This is a genomic window from Ferruginibacter sp. (assembly GCF_028288465.1).
Classification (GTDB): domain Bacteria; phylum Bacteroidota; class Bacteroidia; order Chitinophagales; family Chitinophagaceae; genus Ferruginibacter.
This window is the reverse complement of the sequence record NZ_JAQBNR010000015.1, coordinates 45923-62558: the sequence shown is the minus strand read 5'-3', so window position 1 is coordinate 62558 and position 16636 is coordinate 45923. Positions and strand designations below refer to the sequence as shown.

General features: G+C 36.9%; 19 protein-coding genes. All 19 read left to right on the top strand.

Annotation, left to right across the window (positions count from 1 at the left end; genetic code table 11):
• Positions 1–196: 196 nt before the first annotated feature.
• The 19 genes from JWR61_RS05455 (at position 197) to JWR61_RS05365 (ending at position 16505) form a co-directional block, all read left to right on the top strand.
• The gene (locus JWR61_RS05455; RefSeq protein WP_301926829.1) at positions 197–817 is read left to right on the top strand and encodes a hypothetical protein; all 621 of its coding nucleotides are present in this window, start codon (positions 197–199) and stop codon (positions 815–817) included.
• Between the two features lie 255 nt (positions 818–1072).
• Positions 1073–1612 (top strand): hypothetical protein, encoded by a 540-nt coding sequence (locus JWR61_RS05450; RefSeq protein ID WP_301926828.1) that lies wholly within the window; start codon positions 1073–1075, stop codon positions 1610–1612.
• The gene (locus tag JWR61_RS05445; RefSeq protein ID WP_301926827.1) at positions 1613–2386 is read left to right on the top strand and encodes a hypothetical protein; all 774 of its coding nucleotides are present in this window, start codon (positions 1613–1615) and stop codon (positions 2384–2386) included.
• Between the two features lie 235 nt (positions 2387–2621).
• Positions 2622–3419, top strand: a complete 798-nt coding sequence (locus tag JWR61_RS05440) for an alpha/beta hydrolase (RefSeq protein WP_301926826.1) — start codon at positions 2622–2624, stop codon at positions 3417–3419.
• A gap of 214 nt (positions 3420–3633) precedes the next feature.
• Positions 3634–4260, top strand: coding sequence for a hypothetical protein (locus tag JWR61_RS05435; protein ID WP_301926825.1), 627 nt, complete (start codon positions 3634–3636; stop codon positions 4258–4260).
• 222 nt (positions 4261–4482) lie between these two features.
• A complete protein-coding gene (locus JWR61_RS05430) occupies positions 4483–5190 on the top strand; it encodes a hypothetical protein (RefSeq protein ID WP_301926824.1) in 708 nt (235 codons plus the stop codon).
• 234 nt (positions 5191–5424) lie between these two features.
• A complete protein-coding gene (locus JWR61_RS05425) occupies positions 5425–5886 on the top strand; it encodes a hypothetical protein (RefSeq protein WP_301926823.1) in 462 nt (153 codons plus the stop codon).
• A gap of 264 nt (positions 5887–6150) precedes the next feature.
• On the top strand, positions 6151–6732 hold the full coding sequence (locus JWR61_RS05420) for a DUF416 family protein (protein WP_301926822.1): 582 nt from the start codon (positions 6151–6153) through the stop codon (positions 6730–6732).
• Positions 6733–6954: 222 nt separating this feature from the next.
• Entirely contained in the window at positions 6955–7722 is a 768-nt protein-coding gene (locus tag JWR61_RS05415) for a hypothetical protein (protein ID WP_301926821.1), read from the top strand.
• A 214-nt stretch (positions 7723–7936) separates the two neighbouring features.
• A complete protein-coding gene (locus JWR61_RS05410; protein WP_301926820.1) occupies positions 7937–8590 on the top strand; it encodes a hypothetical protein in 654 nt (217 codons plus the stop codon).
• Between the two features lie 242 nt (positions 8591–8832).
• Positions 8833–9606 carry a DUF4261 domain-containing protein gene (locus tag JWR61_RS05405; protein ID WP_301926819.1) on the top strand — a complete coding sequence of 258 codons (774 nt, stop codon included), beginning with the start codon at positions 8833–8835 and terminating at the stop codon, positions 9604–9606.
• 229 nt (positions 9607–9835) lie between these two features.
• Entirely contained in the window at positions 9836–10549 is a 714-nt protein-coding gene (locus JWR61_RS05400) for a DUF4241 domain-containing protein (protein WP_301926818.1), read from the top strand.
• Between the two features lie 244 nt (positions 10550–10793).
• Positions 10794–11336 (top strand): hypothetical protein, encoded by a 543-nt coding sequence (locus tag JWR61_RS05395; RefSeq protein ID WP_301926817.1) that lies wholly within the window; start codon positions 10794–10796, stop codon positions 11334–11336.
• A 239-nt stretch (positions 11337–11575) separates the two neighbouring features.
• A complete protein-coding gene (locus tag JWR61_RS05390; protein WP_301926816.1) occupies positions 11576–12313 on the top strand; it encodes a DUF6794 domain-containing protein in 738 nt (245 codons plus the stop codon).
• Positions 12314–12884: 571 nt separating this feature from the next.
• Positions 12885–13547: a hypothetical protein gene (locus JWR61_RS05385; protein ID WP_301926815.1), complete on the top strand. Its 663-nt coding sequence runs from the start codon at positions 12885–12887 to the stop codon at positions 13545–13547.
• A gap of 228 nt (positions 13548–13775) precedes the next feature.
• Entirely contained in the window at positions 13776–14207 is a 432-nt protein-coding gene (locus tag JWR61_RS05380; protein WP_301926814.1) for a hypothetical protein, read from the top strand.
• Positions 14208–14422: 215 nt separating this feature from the next.
• A complete protein-coding gene (locus JWR61_RS05375; RefSeq protein ID WP_301926813.1) occupies positions 14423–14920 on the top strand; it encodes a hypothetical protein in 498 nt (165 codons plus the stop codon).
• 247 nt (positions 14921–15167) lie between these two features.
• Positions 15168–15680, top strand: coding sequence for a hypothetical protein (locus JWR61_RS05370; protein ID WP_301926812.1), 513 nt, complete (start codon positions 15168–15170; stop codon positions 15678–15680).
• Between the two features lie 387 nt (positions 15681–16067).
• Positions 16068–16505, top strand: coding sequence for an SMI1/KNR4 family protein (locus JWR61_RS05365; RefSeq protein WP_301926811.1), 438 nt, complete (start codon positions 16068–16070; stop codon positions 16503–16505).
• Positions 16506–16636 lie beyond the last annotated feature (131 nt).

Here is a 16636-nt window from a genome sequence, read left to right as displayed (position 1 = left end):
GGCTTGACAAACTAAGCTTCAGCCAATTGCAAAGCCGGGCTTTGGTTCGGGCAGGACAAACATCGCTGAACTTTAGTTCTTAACTTCAACAACATATTTTCAATCAGCAGCGGCATGGGCAGACACAATTCTAATACCCAACCTGCATAAAGCCCTGTTCGTTGGGCGTAAGTTTACAAGACCCTAAAATTTAGCAATGCCATTTGTGATTAAAAGAAGTTGGGGTGTTAATTATAAAAGCCTTTTGGCTCGACCTCGCATTTCACATAAAGTGAGTGAGTATGTGTTTGACTTTATTAATGAAAATATATTAAAGCCAAACAAAGTGCTGCAAAGTGACAAATATGTTTATGTATTCACTATTTCCTTTTCGCCGTCAATACCTAAGAATCGAAAGTTCCCGTTTCCATATACAAGTCCATTTGCGACTAAGACCAGATTATTTTTTGGACAAAAAGGGTTTAGAACGTTTGAGAAAGTAGAAAAATGGGCTACCCTAAGTGTCATTGCTGACGATATTGACCAATCAATAACACCTCATGAATATGCTACAGTCGTTTTTAAAATGTTTGCAGACTTTCTTTTAAGCAATTACAAGAAATTTGACAAAGAAGTTTTCGACAAATTAATTCTACAATTAGACAAAAATTATATTGAGAGTTTTGTATTTCCAGCAAGTTTTGACGAGCAACAATATTCTTTAGACGATATTGAAATGCCAGTTATTCCTTTAAGTAAAGGTTACGATTGGGTTGGACTTGGCGAATGGACAAAAATTAATCCCAAAACCGAATATTTAAAACACTATCCGTTGTGAAAAAACCTACGCCCAACAGTGGTATTGCAGCAAGCGGGGCAGGACATTGGAACTTCAGCAGTTTGCATCGCTGTACATTGGTTCGGGCTGGACGTTAGTAATTTGGCTTTAGTCTTTAACTTCAACAAAATATTTTCAATCAGCAGTAGTTACGGGCAGGACATTATAAAATATCCCGCCTGCAGCAATACCTGAACGTTGGCTGCTATGTTGCGACACTCCAATTATTTACAGTGTATGAAACAAATATTTTAAATGACTTATCATACAGTACTTTGGCTTCTTTTCGGGGCATTACTAATAACATTCTCAATTGTAAGAAAATGGAATAATAAAAAATTGAATGTTACACTTGGAGTTTTAATGGGGCTTATATTTATCGGACAATTTCTACCAAGACAACTTTGGGGCAAATGGAATGCGATTTCAAAAGTAGAAGGCAAAACAATATCTAAAATTCTGTTACGACCATCAGCACCTGATTGGAATGTGAATTTGACAGGCAAAGACTTTATTATATCTAACCAAAATCAAATTGACACAATCATTAATTTGCTTCAAAATGTAGAAGCATATTTCCCAGGACACCCATCACGAATTTGGGAGACAAAAATGATTTTTGTTAGTTTGCAAAAGGACAGTTTTGAAATAAAAATTCAGCAAACAGAAAATAATGGAACTGTAGTTTATACCCCATCAAACGAATGGAGAAAGGATGCAATAGGCCCCTATTTAGAAAAAATTACTTCTTACAGAAACCCTGTTTACAGCGATACATCAACGACTAAAAATTAAGTGCTAGATAGTCCACGAAGTAACACAGCCGCCAACATTAGGTTTTGCGCAACTTGGGCAGGACAAACAATCTTCAACAATTGTTCGCTACCAATCATTGGTCATGGGCTGGACCGTTTATTAAAGCAAATTTTGTTTGGCTTTCAAAATTCATTTCTTAATTTACATCATCAGTGGGGCGGACACAGCAACAAATACCCAGGCTGCGCAAAGCCCCGCTCGTTGGTGGCAAGCGTAAAGACACACCCTACTATCGCAATGGACAGACACACTTTTATAGACCATTTTAAACTTCTACTTGTTCATTTGCACCACTGGACATCTCAAAATTGCTTTAACGAACTTTCAGACAATTATAAATTTATTATTGAACCAAGCGAACGAACAGTTAGCGACCATTTGACTGAAAAGGAAAATGGTTATTTAAGAGTTTGGAATAAACTGCAAGGCAGACAAATTTCATTTGACCAAGTTGTCGACTTATTTTACCAGGACGACAAAACACCAAAATGGGTTGACAGCAGCATTTATTTCTCGACAACAAATTTGACAGTTGTTCATTTGTTTTTCAGCCGAGAATTTAGAGACGACAATGAGGTTTATTATTTAGAGGGAGGAACTGGTCCTTTTAAAGCTGTTGTCGGTATGCCGCCTGACAATCGTAAAATTATGAAGGGCGATAAATTTGATGTCAATTGGAAAAAGTACTGGGACGGCGAAAAAAATAAAAATCGTTTCATAACTAAACTGAAAAGGATTTTCAAAACAGCTTGACGTAAACGCCTGCCACCAACATCAGGTTTGCTGCAAGGCTGGCAGGACATTGGAGCAATGGTCATTTTTTCGCTGTTGTGCTTCATCTTGGCTGGACATACATTGTTGGGCTTTTGTTTGTTAACTTGTACTTTTATATCTTTAATCAGCAGCGGTTCCGGGCAGGACGAGCTATGAATTCCAGCCCTGCAGCAAGCCCTGCCCGTTGCCTGCTATACAATTGAACCCTCCGTTTATGAAACGACATTTCTTGTTCTACTTCCTGCTGCTTTCGTTGGCATCTGCTCATGGACAGTTTGACACAAAAATGCAAATTGAATATTCAAAAACTGTAGGCGACAGTTTTGAAATATACATTTCTTTGCCACCCGCTTACAATCTCAATGATACTTACAGCATAGTTTATTACTGCGACGCTAATTTAAAATCAGGCACACATTTACGGGAACTTATTTCAACAAACCAGTATAATAACTTACGGAACTCAATTTTTGTTGGTATTGGACACATAGGCAACTTTCATGTTCTGCGCCGTAGAGATTTTATTTTGCCAACGATAAGCGGCTATGACACAGTTGGACGAGATAAAAATTACGGGCAGACAGAAAAATTTTATTCATATCTCAAAAATGAATTAGTTCCATCCATAAACTCAAAATTTAAAACAAACGTAGACAGCAATAGCATATTAGGACATTCATTAGGCGGACTTTTTGCATTCTTCTGCCTCTTTAAATCAGACAATTTATTTTCAAAATATTTTGCTCTTAGTCCGGCCTTATGGATTGATAAATATTCAATTTATAAGTTCAATCATGTACAAACAGGGTTCAGTCAAAATAAGTATCTATACTTTGCTTCGGGTTCTAAGGAGACTGTAAACAAAATCTTGAAAGGCACTAATGAAGCAAAAGTATTTCTTGACACCAGGCAGTACGCTAATTTGACCTATGACTATGACATTTGGAACGGTGAAACTCATAATTCCGAAGTTCCTTTGTCATTGGAAAAGATTTTAAAGGAAAAGTTGTAGATGTACAGCAGGCAACATTGGGTTTGCTGCAAGGCTGGCAGGACGTTGGAGCAATCGTCATTTTATCGCTGTTGTGCTTCATCTTGGCTGGACGTACATTGCCGAGCTTTTGTTTGTTAACCTGTACTTTTATATCTTTAATCTGCAGCGGTTCCGGGCGGACCAGCAATGAATTCCAGCCCTGCAGCAAGCCCTGCCCGTTGCCCGCAATTTTATGACAGTACCATTCCCTTTTAGCACTTTTGACATGAGCATAGATGAGGCTCAGAGACTTTTCGACATTTATACTAGACTCAAAGTCACTTATTCAGTTGAAGTAGATCACGAATTTAATTTGCCTTTTGCTTCTTTTGAAATATTTAGGAGCAACGGTTTAAATGATAAAGGATCTGTCTTTAAAATCAACAATGGACATCGACCATTCTTTTTGTGCTTCCCCGATATTCAAGATTGGCTTCGCAACTCGAGATATTCTCCAGGGCCCAGCGTAGAATTTCAACCCTGGGGTTATTACAAACTGAAGGAAGATTATGGGCATATTTTAATTAGGACAGAAACCTTCTTGGACAAAATTCATGAACTTATCAATCCAATAGAGTTGGATTTCGAAGATGATAAAGCTTTCAGCCGACACTTTTTTGTAGTAACCAATGACAAACTAAAAGCTCAACTGAAAATCACCAATACTTTTAGAGAGTTAATTAAACAAATCAGTCTTAACGAAATCATTATTGAAATTAAAAGAGATGAATTACTAATCGGAGATAAAAAGGTAATATCTGAAGACCGGGTTTTTGCATTAAGTGAATTCTTAAACAACCTTTCAAAAGCACTCTACTAAACTGCTGGCAACATCGGGTTTGGCAAAATGGGGGCGGACGGAAGCTGTGTTTCAGCAGTTGTAATTCTGTTGTGCTTCATATCGGGCTGGACGTTAATAATTAAGCTAAGTGCCAATCATCAACATTAATTTATAAATTGGGCTTCGGTTTGCCGGGGCGGACGGAACAACACTCCCCCACTTCGCCAAGCCCTGCCCGTTGGCTGCGATTAAACATTCGACATGAAACAACTTTTAATATTTATGGGACTTATAGCCGGACTGTTTTCGCTTTTTGGTTGCAACAATCAAAAGGAAAGTAAAATTATTGCGACCGACTCTTCAGGAAATGTTCAGACTATAAATCCTAACGAACTCTTAATGACAATTCCGACGATTGAAAATACTTTCCCTGACTTTGAAAATAAAACTGATAGCAACAATTTAAATATTCTTGAGGACGATTGGCGACAAATAGAATTTATTTCAAAAGACCAAAAGACTTCAATTGACCAAGAAATTGACAGCATCACTTATATTTTTGAACACGAGATGCATCAAGGCAAGGATTATTCTGCTTTTAAAAATCTCTACGTTAGACGACTTATAACAAAGCCAATCTCACTATCATTTGAAAAGGTTAAAAATTATTTGGGCGACGCGAAGATTGAAATCGCAGGAATTACTGTTAATGGAAACGGCGGGCAAATAAAAAATGGATTTTCTATTTCATCCGAAGGCTTAAGCTATTACGGAGTAAAAGATGACAACAACAATGTTTCTGTTTTATGTTTTTATGGGGCGGACACAGATAAAGATTTGGTAAGGTCAATTGCCAAAGTTTCAAAGTTGTTAGCGACAGAAAAACTATACTTAGTTGACTGGATACACCGTAAGGTCGTTGACGAAAAAAACATCAAGGACTTTTTTAAATTAAATGACCCTAAGTGAAATTAACGGCAGCCAACATTGGGTTTTGTGCAAGTGTGGCTGGACAAACTAACATCAGCCAATTGCAAATCCAGGCTGTAGTTCGGGCTGGACAAACAACTTTGAGCTTTAGTACTTAACTTCAACATCAGTTTTTCAATCAGCAGCGGCTGTGGGCGGACGGAATACTAATGCCACACCTGCACAAAGCCCTGCCCGTTGTGCGTCACTTTAAACAGGCCTTACTCTCCGACTATGGATTGGCAAATACTTAAAGACAAAATTTATAACAGGGACGGTTCTTATCGTGACATTTATGTTCATAACACAACAAAGGAAGATTGGCAAATTTGGGCAGACTTTGTGAACAAGAACTATAAGACATCTTTTCACATTTATGACACAGAAGTAAAAAAAGATAAGGTTGACCTAACAAAAATATTTGACTACTGGAACGGGACTCAAGAGAATTGCTCTACTGCAACTGTTTTCATTGACAAAATTCAAGTTAATGCCCATTTTTTTATAGCCGAAGAAATTGAAAACGACATAACGCCAAATGAAATCAACTCAATGGACGACCATAATAATTTGATGAACTATATGACAAATCTTTCAAAAGTTCTCAATAAAACGGTTGTGTTGACACCCGAAAATGAAGCTGACTTAGTTTTAATTTCAGTTGACAAAGATGAAATTAAAATCAATCTTTCTTAACCATTTTCCTAAGACAAGAATGAATTTTGTCGGTGGACAAAAAGCGAACGCACAACATTGGGTTTGCTGCAAGGCTGGCTGGACATTGGAGCAATGGTCATTTTATCGCTGTTCTGCTTCATCTGGGCTAGACGTACATTGTTGGGCTTTTGTTTGTTAACCTGTACTTTTATATATTTAATCAGCAGCGGTTCCGGGCGGACAAGCAATGAATTCCAGCCCTGCAGCAAGCCCTGCTCGTTGGGCGCCATTTAATCGAACCTCATGAATTATAGAGACTTCCTTTATTGTTATAACCAGCAGGTTTTATCGCTTCATTTTGAAGATCAGCTAGACTTCGCCGTAACAGTTTGCAAAAAGCTGTTTTTCGATTATGAAATCTTCTCAAAGAGATATCAATTTGGTAATCCAGACCAACTGCTTGATGCCATCTTAGTGTGTGAGAAAGCAAAACTTAATCAAGTTGACAAATTAATATTGGAGCAATTCATCGAAGCCATAAATTCTATCACTCCTGATATGGACGATTTTGGCGATGAGATTAGCTCCTATGCATTAAATGCTTGCGTTGCTGTATATGAAACTCTACAATTCCTAGTTGATCATAATCCAAAGCACGTTCATGACGTGGGTATTTGCCTCTCAGATACAGTGGACTTTAAAATTCAAGAAAGTGGTGATTTGACTGAGCAACAAATAGATGAACATCCTATGATGATAGAAGCAAGGAGTTTCCTGGTGGACCAAACAAAGAAAGACTACAACACAATGCTTACCGAAAAAACCTATAAGATTAAACATGGATTCAGAAAGATTTTTAACTTTAGAAAGTGGGGTACATATTGATGTCAAAATTAAAACGGCGCCCAACAATGCATTGGCAAAAAACGGGGCTAGACCTTGTAACTTCAGCTATAACTCACTATCAGCTTTAGTTTGGGGCAGGACCTCTCCGGCTGATCTTTCGTTTATCTTGTAATTCTCGTTTTCAATTAAAGCTCGTTGGCCGGGCAGGACCAGCAATGAATTCCCCGTACTTCGCCAATGCAAAACGTTAGCGGCAAGCATATGACAAGCCTTCGTTTAAACATACTGACATTTTTTTTACTTGTTTTCTTGCAGACATCTGGACAAGAAGTACAAGTATTTTTCAAACTGGCGGACAGCATCGTAATGACAGAAAATTCTGCCACTAAACTCTATGCTCAACTTGACAATTTAAAATCTAAATTTATTCCATCAAGAAGTAGCCTTAGCACATATTTTGACCGAGACATAGATTTTGGCTACAGGCACCAAAGGATTAATATTCAACTAAATTTTCACTGGTATCAAATTGACCTGCTTAAAAGAAACGACAGCATATTTGTAAAAGTTATTAAAGATTATCACAATCCGGCGGAAATAGATACTACGACAAAATACTTTAATGCAGAGTCGGCGATGAATTTTGATTACCTCACTTTAAGAAACAAATTCTACTATTCAAACAAATCAATCTCAGACCTCACAAGCGAGATTTCAAAATATCAAGTCTTTGCTTTTTATTGTGGCATGGGTTCTTCAAAAACTGGAGACGGGATTCACATTGAAAAACTTGTTGACAATAAAAATGTTAGTGAATTGACTAAAATGCTGCAAAGTATTTGTATTGAGACACAAGCATACGCAATAAGCGGCTTTGAGATGTTAGCGCAACATAAATTTCAAACTAATGCAGCGACACAAGCAATAATAAATCACGTCAAAAAACGGAATTCGGAGACAATAATTTGTAATGGCTGCTTGACAGGACTGATAAAAAAGGTTTACGGTTCAAAAAAAGCCAGCCGCTAACATTGGGTTTGCTGCTATGCTGGCTGACGAATATGTTCTCATCTTTTTGTTCACTATCAGCATCGGTTCCGGCTGAAGAATATCTATGTGGCTTTTTGTTGTTAACTTCATCATTAACTTTTAATTGAGCTTCGGTTCCGGGCTGACAAGCATTGAATGCCAGCACAGCAGCAAGCCCTGCCCGTTAGCGGCAAGCAAAAAATAACACTCTACTATGGCATGGCTTCCAATGTATTTATTAGACAATGACATTGACTTCTTGAACGATTGGCTTAATCAAGAGGACGAAATTGCATTCTTAGTTTCTGGCGGACATAAGAAATGGATTGCCCAAAAACAGCATAATATAAAAGCAGACATTGGAACACAAAAATTTGGTGACGGACACGACTTTGCAATTCCAAATTATGCTGAGTACAATCTTTGGCATGTTCCTTCAGGACAACTTCCGTTACTTGACGCAAACAAGGACGGTGTTAAAATTAAATTTGGTAAAGAAGATTGGGGCGAAGATGGTAAAGTTGAAAATCCATGGTTAGGTTGGACAGAAATTAGAACAGGAGCAAATTCACGAATACCTTATTTCGGGGCAGGACACCCAGGCGTAATTCATTTGGAAATAAATCTTCCGCATGACCAAGAAATCAGAATGTCAAACTTTGGCTGGATTGGCAATCACTATAGGATTATTGGGAATGGTGCAAATGAATCAACTGAAAAGTTCTGGGGTAAACTTAAACGCATGGCAAAAAAAGTTGCGACACATATACCAAGGAGCAACGACCCAATTGGAAAGAAAGAAGTTTTTGCATTCCCGACAGCATATGAAGAAATTAAAAATGGCAGACCGTGTTCATTAAATCCGTAAATGCCTACAAACCTTGCCAGCCGCTAACAAAAGTATTGCTGTCAAGCGGGGGTGGACAATCAAAACTTCAGCAGTTTGCATCGCTGTACTTTAGCTTGGGCTTGACGAATATCTATTAAGCTTTAGTTGTTATCTTCAACAATATAATTTCAATCATCAGTTGTTCTGGGCTGGACGATCAATGAATATCCCGCCTGCAGCAATACTCGGCCGTTAGCGGCAACTCTAAATGACACTCTCTAATGTTTTGGAAAAGTAAAAAGCAAGACGGTAAGGAAAGAAAGATAATTCTGGGAATGGTAATTCTTCAAGACGATAATTCGTTTGACACTAAAGCTTTTCGTAAAGACTTTAAAGATAACTATCGCAAAACTATTAATAAGCCAAGTGGCGACAGTTCTTCATTTGCCTTTAAAGTTGACGACGAATTAATAGTAATTGGACACATGCCTATACCAATTCCCCATGGCGACATTGAAGGGACAGCAAAGTATGCTTACAATTGGGAGACAGCATTAGAAGATTTAAAAAATCATAAAAGCCATTTGATTGTTTCTATCACAAGTGGTGGACAAGACCAAATCAAACGTTTCAAAATATTCACACAAGTAATTTGTTCATTGCTTCGGACAACAAATTCTGTTGGCGTTTATAAAGGCAATCAATCTTTACTAATTCCAAAAAATGATTATATTAAAGAAGCATCATTAATGACTAACGATTATTTGCCGCTTAATCTTTGGATTTATTTTGGTTATAGAGTTACTGACAATGGCAATAGCAGCTATACATATGGACTTAAAGAGTTCGACAAAAACGAAATGGAGATTATTGACTCAGCAAAAAGCATAGCTGAAATTAGCAAGTTTTTATTCAACATTACTCATTATGTTCTCGATTATGATGTGACATTTAAAGATGGACAAACTTGTGGGATGTCGGCTAATGAAATAATTCCAATTTCATTTTCAAAAGGTAAATTTGTTGACGGTGATACTTTAAAACTGGCATACTGACAACAGCAAGAAAAAGAGCATGCCGCTAACATTGGGTTTGCTTCAAGTCTGGCATGACGTTGTATCAATGGGCATTTTAGCACAATCAACATCAGCTGGGCAGGACAAGCATTGCTGGGCTTTTATTTGTTAACTTTTACTTTTATATTTTTAGTCAGCATCGGTTCCGGGCAGGACAAGCATTGAATTCCAGCCCTGCAGCAAGCCCTGCTCGTTAGCAGCAACTCTTATGGGACTATTCAATAAACTTTTTGGCAACAAGGATAAAGACCTAAATAAGGTTAAACCTTCATTGGTTGACTATAACCAATTTTTTGAAAACAAAACTGTTGACAATACACCTCTTGAACTTCTTAATTTAGGGGAAGTAAATATATCTACAGGACAAATCATTGCTTGCGACCCCTTAGTTTGCTTGTATGACACCTCGCCTTTCACGAGAAAAGTACAACCTGGAAAATATCCAGTAATTGCTTGCATCGCAAAGACCGAAAATTCAGGAGACCGTTATGCGGTAGTAAAACTTGAGTTTTATAAGGATAGAGCAACAAAATGGGAAATGGCCGTGACAGAACATCAAGACATAAAAGAGTTAAATGAAGATGATGAATTTTTCGGCTTTCCAGTTGACGCAGGACTTGGTTGCTTTTGTGACTTAGAAACTCAGCAATTTTATAACCAGTTTGACACAGATTTTATGCAAAGAAATCCAGACGGAAATATTTATGATGACTTCTTTGCAGCAGAATTTAAGAAAAATGCTATTGACCAAAATGACCCCCAAGATATCGGAGACTGGTTAAACTTTTATTTGCCCAACAGACCGGACTTAAATGTAATTATGTTTCATTCAGGTTATGGCGACGGTATGTATCCTTGTTATTGGGGGACAAATGACGATGGAAAAATTTGCAGCCTCATTGTTGACTTTCAAGTTTTCTAAATGTTCACAGAATAGAGTATGCTGCTAACATTGTGTTTGCTGCAAGGCTGGCAGGACATTGGAGCAATGGTCATTTTATCGCTGTTGTGCTTCATCTGGGCTGGACCAACATTGTTGGGCTTTTGTTTGTTAACCTGTACTTTTATATCTTTATTCAGCAGCGGTTCCGGGCAGGTCGAGCAATGAATTCCAGCCCTGCAGCAAGCCCTGCCCGTTGGTGGCTATTTTACAAGCAGGATTTACTATGAAATTAGACTGGAAAAGTAAAACGTATTTGACTTTGATACTTATTGGTATTGGGATCGCCTATCCATTTATTAAAATTGAATATTTTGACACTTTCCAATTCACCTTAATATTTTATCACTACTTTTCAATTCCAACTTTAGTTCTTGCACTAATCGCAACATACTTTTTACAGTTTAAATATTTTAAAAAAATTGAGAAAAAGATGGCTTTGAAGCCAAAATCAAGATTGCAAGACATTAGTGTTGCAATTTTATTGCTACCCCTAGTTTTTTTAGTTTTATATGGTTTGACACTTTCTGGTCTTATTACGACAAATGCTTATTTAGGTCCACAAAGAATTATTTTCGTCAATCAACCCGTAATAAAATATGAACCATTCATAAATAGAGCAGGAAATTTAATACACTACATAACGTTCAAAAATCCAATTGACAATTCTGCTATTAGACTTAACGCAACTAGAAAATACAAAATCGGCGAAATATTTAGCAAAGAAATGAAAATTGGCAGGTGGGGACAATTGTATTCATTTAATTAGCGGACAAAACAGCCACCAACATGGGGTTTTACGCTATTGGGGGTTTGACCAACAATCATCAACTAAAAGCAAGTCCAGTCTTCAGTTTCAGCAGGACAAACATCTTTGAACTTTTGTACAAACAATAAACACTTAATTATAAATTTAGCAACGGTACCAGCAGGACGTTGGCAAATATCCCAACCGCATAAAGCCCTGAACGTTGGCTGTAATACTTCGACAACACCCTAATAATCAAAATGACTTTTAGAATTTTAAAGTTTATAACTTTTATTTTTATTATCACTCTGACTAGTTGTAAATCTCAGCCAGTCAAAATCACTTTACCAAAAAATCTTAACGAAGCAATTTTATATTTTCAGCAAACCTGGACAAAGCAACAGTTGGACAGTTTTAAAATGAAGGACGAAAGAGCAGCCGTCGCTGACGTCCATTTTGGAGCTGGCATGTGGCTAAGGAATAACTGGGTGAGAGGCGACCGAGATACCACATTTACCAACTATTTCCATTCTTTAGGAATATTCGCTCCTGACGACATTTGCTCAATTGTTTTCACATCATTACATAGGACGCTTAATAAAAAGGCAATAGACCTTAACAAACAAATTGAGCCTTATAAAAAGTACTGGAAAGAAATTTCAGATTGTGACACTAAGAAAAAAGAAGCGGCGGTTTCCATCTATAACAAGTTTAAAGCTGGCGACAATATTTCAATTTTTATGCCTGTTGACGTTTCCGCCAATTATAGAAATGCAGTCCTTTATAATTGCCCAACAATAGAATGGACATTTAACCCAAAAAAGGATTTATTAATAAAAGGGAAAATCGTTAATAAGTATTTCATCAACGATGCAGCAAATGTTTTCTTTACCGTAAAAATTGAAAGTTTAAGCAACAGCAAGACAGAGATTTTAATGACACCTGTAAAAGTTGGTGACAAGAAAGATTTTTCTTTAGACGGACTAAGAGTAGAATAGTACTACTGCCAACATTGGGTTTGCTGCAAGGCTGGCTGGACATTAGAACATTGGTCATTTTATCGCTGTTGTGCATCATCCGGGCTGGACCAACATTGTTGGGCCTTTGTTTGTTAACCTGTACGTTTATATTTTTATTCAGCAGCGGTTCCAGGGCAGACCAGCAATGAATTCCAGCCCTGCAGCAAGCCCTTCCCGTTGGATGCAATGCGAGCTTATACATTAAGGTCATGAATAACAATTTTAGAATAATCCTATATATCGTTATCTTCTCAATCTCGTCGATTATTCTATTTTACTTTACACCCACCAATGCGTTTGACAAAAAGGAATTACTTAGCATGATGGTTTCTGTTATCTCAATAATTGTTGCGATACTAGTTACTTATTTATTTTCCAAACTATTTGCAGAAAAAACAATTAGGATTGAACGAAAAAAAGAAATAGACGAATTTTCAAAAAAAAAATTACATACTTAAGAAGTGTAGCTTTCCACATTAGAAAAAAGTACAGTTTTTGGCATTACCAAGACCACGATTTAAAAGCTATCATTGATAATAAATTTCCAGATTTGTTATTTGAAGAGTATAGAGGTTATGAAGGCCCTAAATTCAGAAAATTTACGTACACTGAAATATCCGATATTGATCAACAAATTTTTGGGTCTGATGGTCAAGGATATTTAGCTTTAAAAGCTTTGGAAGATAACGAAAATGATTTTTCATTTTACACTGAATTCAATCCGAAAAATTACTCATTAAGCGATATTGCCAGATATAAAGAGTATACTAATTCTTTTTGGTATTTTTTGGATCGCTCTGATAGAGATGTTTATAATTTTCAACGTGTACATAGATATCACTTGAATTTTATTGATGAGCTATATTTAAAGATTACCGGCAATCCAATTAATCAAACTGATTATCGAAAAGATATGAAAGATTTGTTTAGCTCTTTTGACGAAGGAGTTTTTGAAAAGCATTATTATTTAAGTAATTTAAATTCTAACATATTCCCAGATATTTTCAAGATTAACTTTTTGAACATGTTAGTGTTTTTAATTTTACTAATTTTTTCTTTACTTTTCTATGCTATACAGCTCAATGACATACTTACTTATAAAATCACCCTTTTTATACTTTCGTTATTTATCGCTAACACCACAGATTTAATTGCAATTGTATACCAATCCATCAAACATGAACTAGATGTAAAAGAGGTTTTTAAAATTTAAGCACTGCAGCCAACATGTGGTTTAGCAAAATTGGGGCTGGACAAACTTAACTTCAACATTTTATCATTATCAGCATTGGTTCGGGCAGACACAACATCGCCGGGCATTAAAGCAAACATCAACTTTTAATTATAATTCAGCAGACGTACGGGCGGACGTTTTTCAAATCCCCAACTTCGCTAAGCCCCGGACGTTGTGCGTCACTTAAATAAAAATAATTTTTAAAAGATGATTACTAAAGGTGTTTGGACTGGGCATTACGACCATGCAGAGAGAACAAAAACGCTTATAAGCGGGCTTACTTCGACAAAATTTACTATTGAAATTATTGACATAATTGACAACCGCTTTACCGGGACAGTGCAAGACGACTTGGCAACCGGCGGGACTGAGGGAGTTGGTAAAATAATAGGTGCAATTAATGCCAATAAAATAAAGTTTACGAAGCTGATGCCTATTATGACCCTAATTATGGACAAGAATGGAACAAGAAAGGTTCTTAAAAAAAAGCATCGGCCGATATACTATTCGGGGGATTTTTCGACCGACAAAATCGTGGTTAGTGGAGAGTGGCATTTTAAACCAGGAATTATATGGCTTGGATTTTTACCAAGATTTGTTACTCGGCAAGGCGGGACTTGGACAATGAGCCGCAACTGATAAGCGAACGCACAACATGCGGTTTGCTAATAGGCTGGCTTGACGTTGGAGCAATGGGCATTATATCATTAGTTAGCTGCAACTGTATGGCGACCGTTTCACAATGGTAAACACGTAAACCGGCAAATTAATTTTCATAATAAGGTCATTGGTTGGGCTGACGGATCACAGAATACCAGTCCATCAGCAAGCCGTGGCCGTTGGCGGTAATTTTTATGAAAACATTTTCCACGACATTTTTAATCCTGACTTTTACAATTGCTTTTAGTTATGCAAGCGGACAGGTTAATGACCAAAATATCCGACAAATAGTTTTACAAAAATCAATTGTCGACAGTACTTTCATTTTCGGTAAGTGGATAGAAAAAGACGGGACAGAAACTCACTTAAAATACTTAGGACAAGTCACTTCAAAACACGGGCAGACTTTTAAAATAATAAACTCAATGTGGTTTTGGGGACTTTCACACAGAGCGACTTCCCGAATATTAATTTTTAATGGTAACAACCAGTATTTAGGGAATTATTATGTAACGGTTACTTCAGACTTACCGACAAAAATTAAAAATGGTAATCTCATCTTTAAAAATGCTGACGAAGATTGCGATAAAAAATTGACAACTGTTATCAATCTTAAAAATGGGTTACCAAAGCATTTTTTTAGAAAGTGTAAAGGAAAGTACGGTGACATTTACAATTTCGAGACGGAGTAACACTCCAACCAAAACTACCGCCAACATCTGGTTTGCTGCAAGGCTGGCAGGACGTTGGAGCAATGGTCATTTTATCGCTATTGTGCTTCATCTGGGCTGGACGTACATTGTTGAGCTTTTGTTTGTTAACCTGTACTTTTATAGCTTTAATCAGCAGCAGTTCCGGGCGGACCAGCAATGAATTCCAGCCCTGCAGCAAGCCCTGCCCGTTAGGCACAATACAATGCGACCACTCCTAATTTCAATATTGACATTTGTTTTATTTAGTTCTTACGCTCAGACTGGAAAGGCTAAAATCTTTAAAAGAACAGAGTATATCAATGGAAACTTTTACAGACAACTATTTGACACTATAGGGCTCTCTAACGACAGGATTGATGTCTATTTTTATAAAAATCATTTTTACATTCCTTATTATTTGCCAGACAAGTTTGTTGACAAAAGATATAAAAGTAAAAAGATTTCTGTTTGGGCAAACTTGAAAGGGAAAAATGACCATAAGGAGAATTGGGAAACCACTTACACTTATGACGGTCTTAACCGAGTAACAAGCTTTACTTATTCAGGTTGTTTTATTTGTTCAAGTTTTCCATATAATTATACCGTGACCTATAACCCCAAAGGACAGGTTGACAAGATTATTAATACAATAAATGAAAAAGATGGTTTCAAATTTTATTACAACAACGAAGGTGACGCTGACAAGCTTGAAAAATATTTATTCGGGAAATTGGAGACAATAATAACATTGATAAATTAAAATGTGCTGTGCCTAACAAGAGTATTGCAGCAAGCGGGGCCGGACATTGTAACTTCAGCAGTTTGCATCGCTGTACTTTGGCTCGGGCTGGACGTTAGTAATCTAACTTTAGTCATTAACTTTAACAAAATACTTCCAATCAGCATTTGTTCCGGGCTGGACGTTTATAAATATCCCGACTGCATTAATACCTGAACATTGGTGGCAATTAGCAGACACACTTCAATTATGGAAACTCTTTACAAAATTATAGACTCTTAACCTGACGAATATATTGCCATTAAAAGGCAAGCAAAAAAATATATTCAAAACGGCTTTGACATAGACAAAAGTGGAAGATTAAATATTCTTCATAGACCTTGGGTTGCTCCTCTAAATTGGGGGCTTATGATTTATGAGGGAGCTGACATGAAATGGATTACCGAAGCTGAAAAAACTATGGGAAAGACAATCCCCGATTTTTATAAACGCTTCCTTACAGATATCAATGGCTGTTTTTTATATGACATCTCAATGTTTGGTTTAATTCATTCTTTAACACGTTCATTCTTACAATGCCATTCCTTGACAAGTGCAAACCGTGATTGGATTATGGAGTTTGATATCGACCAAAGCTTTTTTCATTTTGGTGGGGGGACATATTCTGACGATGAGAATACAGGATATTTTTATGGAGAAAGTAAAATTATATCAATAAGGAAGAATGGAAAGTTAGTAAACGAATGGAGTGATTTTTCTGACTTCTTAAACGACGAATTAGATAGAGCGGAAAAGGAAATGTTGAAAGAGGTGCCAAAGAAAATAAAGCTGTCCGTGACTGAATAACTGCCACCAACATTGGGTTTGCTTCAAGTCTGGCAGGACGTTGTATCAATGGGCATTTTATCGCTATCAACATCAGCTGGGCAGGACAAGCATTGCTGGGCTTTTATTTGTTAACTTGTACTTTTATAACT